The 3,700-nt window shown below is 39.0% G+C and carries 2 protein-coding genes; both read left to right on the forward strand.

Translation table 11 applies throughout. The features are described from left to right. A partial coding sequence (locus FE392_RS18475) for an Ig-like domain-containing protein (RefSeq protein ID WP_319931630.1) occupies positions 1–2,686 on the forward strand: 2,686 nt, incomplete at its 5' end. Positions 2,687–3,336: 650 nt separating this feature from the next. Next, the coding region (locus tag FE392_RS18480; RefSeq protein ID WP_319931631.1) for a hypothetical protein at positions 3,337–3,700 on the forward strand (364 nt) is incomplete at its 3' end.

Below are 3,700 nucleotides of genomic sequence, written 5' to 3' on the forward strand. Positions count from 1 at the left end.
GAGCGTTGCCGGGCTGACTCTGAGCGCAGAAAATGAGAATAATGGGGTATTCACCACGGATCCCGAAGGAAAATTAAAGGCAACATTAACCAGCACGACTGAAATTAAAGATGTGCTGGTTTCCCTCTCGATTAACAATCAACAGCCGGTTTCGGCACAACAAGCGGTGACCTTTACGCCGGATACCGCAGACTACCATATTGAGGGCAAACTGAAAGTTGATCCGCCGGGGCCTTTAAGCGCGAATAGCTCAGCAGGCTACACCTTTACCGCCATGGTGCTGGATAAACATCGTAATCCTGCACGAAATCAGAAAATTACACAGGTAAATTGGAGCAAAGATAAGAGCGTTGCCGGGCTGACTCTAATCGCAGAAAATGAAAATAATGGGGTATTCACCACGGATCCCGAAGGAAAATTAAAGGCAACATTAACCAGCACGACTGAAATTAAAGATGTACTGGTTTCCCTCTCCATTGACAATCAACAGGCTGTTTCAGCGCAACAAACGGTCGACTTCAAATGGCCGACCATTAAGCCAATCACCTTTACTCCAGCTAATGGAACAGTGCCTGGAGATGGGACTACGCCTTATCAGTTTACCGCGGAAATTATTGGCGTTGATGATACAAAGCCTTATACAGGGCAATATATTGAATTTGAGTGGGTGTTGAAATTGCCGGAAGGTGTGGATGAGAGCAAAACCAAATTATCACCGCCCCCCGATAAGCCCCTTAAGGTAGAAAAGGGCGGAACGCTGCAGGCATCTCTAGTCAGTGGGCAATTTCCAGTTTTGAAAGGGGCACAAGTTTGTCTTCAGGTTGTTAATGAACCTTCAACACAGCAATGCTCAGAAGCGGTGAATTTTAAAGAAGTTGAAAAAATTACCGTCAAGCTAGACCAGCCGGGGCCACTTTTAGTGAACGAAACTTATACGTATACTGCCACTATCACAGGTGCTCCAGAGGCAGGCAGCAGTGTAAATTGGGGGCTGGAAAAAGATGGGCAGCCAGTGCAACATATCCCAGGTGTGACTCTAAAACGTATAGAACCCGATGACATACAAAAAGGTCAATCCCGGGCAACATTAACCAGCTCGAAGGCAATTTCGGGTTTGGTTGTCACCGCTTCGATAGGCAATAGCAAACCAATGCCCGCTCCAGCACCTGTTGAATTCAAATGGCCGACCATTAAACAACCTACCACTACTCAAGGGAACAAGTCAGTTCCCGGTGATGGGGGAGGGGCTTATCAGTTTACGGCAGATGTATTTGGCGCTGATGGTACAACACCTTATACAGGGAAAGGGATTGCATTTGAGTGGGTTGTGAAACATCCAGATCCCAAAAATCCTAATAATGATGAAACAACCTTGTCAACACCACCCGGCTCTCCTATTACAGAAGTCAAGGGTGGAACGCTGGCAACATCTTTAACGAGTTATCAATACCCCGCGGTACAGGGAGCTGAGGTTTGTCTTCAAGTTGCAGGTGCACCTTCAACGCAACAATGCTCCAATCCGGTGGATTTTCAAGAGGTTGATTTAACGTTACAGATCGAGAGTGTTGTTGTCAGTGGTAAAGTCGTCAACGGTACCGTGTCAAAAATTACACCGGATGATTTGCCTTTAGTTGGAGACGGATATCATGAGTATAGATATCAAGCAACCATTACTAGAACCGTCAATCAGAATATCCAGGGTGGTACCGTCCCTTTTAAGAATCAGAATTTTATGAACATTCCTGTAAATTGGCAGCGTAACAGTGAAATAAGTCGTAATGTTTTCCCTGATCCTACACCTGAGCTTGATGGCTCAGGTTACAGTAACACTGATCAAAACGGATACTTATATGCGAGATTAAAAAGCACTGTTGGCGTGAATAAAAAGGTGTCAGTAATATTGAATCTAAACGAAGATCAAGATAATTGGACATATAAGACGACAGATGAAGATAATGATGTGAGTTTTGCCCCTGCACTTAAGCAAGGTCAATTATATATTTATAATTATAATCAAAATCGATATAGCTCAACGTATGGTCAGATAAACAAGCATAATAGGTTTAAGGATTCAAATCACCCATCTAATTTCTTTCCTCAGTTGAGTGCGGATGTGCTGGATTATGAATCAGATGATGTATATCAAAATATAAATGAGCGACCGAATATTGTATATAAAATAGATTCTTCAAGTTCTCCTGATTTTATTGATTTAGGAAAGAACCGTGAAGGGCCTCTTAGTTTTACAGGGAAAGGTAGTGCACTTGTCTACGCAAAACATACAAAATCTGATGGTCAAGTAAATATATATTATTACGATATCCAAACGGATAGAATTATATATTATCCGGCATCAGAGAAGGGTCAAGAATATTCACCAACAGACGGTAATACATGTGAAGATATTCCCCCTGACTCAAATGGAGTTAAACTCATAACTATAAATGTGGCAGATTTTAAGGGATCAAGCGGTTTAGGTAAAGCACGACCAATACTTGATGAATTTAGTAATGTTTTTGATTGGGGAGTATTTGATGCTAATTCGGGGGATGATATATGGGGAGATTTGAATGCAATCAAGATTTATGATACTGCTACTAATCAATATGTTATTTATGATACAAAAGAAAATAACATAACCAATAGTAAAAACTCGGGATTGTTGCTCTGTACTCTTAGTAAATGACGTTAATATCTATATCCTATGGATTTCAAGATGCGTCGCGGCGGCAAGGGGATGAACCTCTGGGAGCATAGATAATCGTATGTTTATAAAAATGGTGAACGGGATGAGCGAGCGCAGCCAACAAAGAAGTAATTTGAAAGACGACGGGTATAATTTTTTCTCTAAAAGGCGAGCGGTAATAAGCACGCCTTTTACGTGTTATATTTGATGAAGATTGAAATTTCATTAACTCTTGGTAATTCTGAATTCTATTTTTTAGATAAAGTAGCCAGTCATCGCTAAATTAAATGAATTTATTTCATTAGCGCAATGTGGAATCGCACTTCTTAAATCGCATTTTATATTTTAACCATATAATTACTATCTAATTAATATTATAATTTAATTGGTATGTTCTGTTAATATTATTTAACTTCAAGTTTTTGGTTTTATTTTAAATTAATTATTAAAAATCAATAGGATAAATTGTACTCTATCATGTGCCTTGAAATATGAAGAGTATACATGTGATTACTTTATATCATTATCTGATAACTATTTAGTATTGGTCAAATTTTTGTTTTTATGTTCTATTGAGTCAGGATAATAAGTTTTGAATAAATTGATTATTTAATAATAATCTTTTTTCTAATTAATGTGGGGTGTTAATTATGTCTTTATATAAAAGAAAGATAATAGGGTATTCAATTTTATTTATATCATTGTTTTTTTCTTTGTTTATTAAGGTATATTCGAATAGTTCCATTGAAACAAAACACCTTGGCAACGACAAACAAGAAGGTCAAGTCCTAATTACTGCCCAAGTTGGCCATCCCGGACCGCTATTAGTTCACGACATTTATACCTATACCGCTACTGTTATAAATAAGAATGGAAGTGATCAAGCGGTAAATTGGAGTCTGAAGAAAGATGGAAAGTCAGTGCAAAGTATCCCAGGTGTGACTCTGAAGCCTGTACCACAAAATGATGATGACAAGAAAAAAGGTCAATTTAGAGCAACGTTAACCGGCTCGG

Origin of the sequence: Xenorhabdus santafensis (genome assembly GCF_033949405.1) — a bacterium.
Classification (GTDB): domain Bacteria; phylum Pseudomonadota; class Gammaproteobacteria; order Enterobacterales; family Enterobacteriaceae; genus Xenorhabdus; species Xenorhabdus santafensis.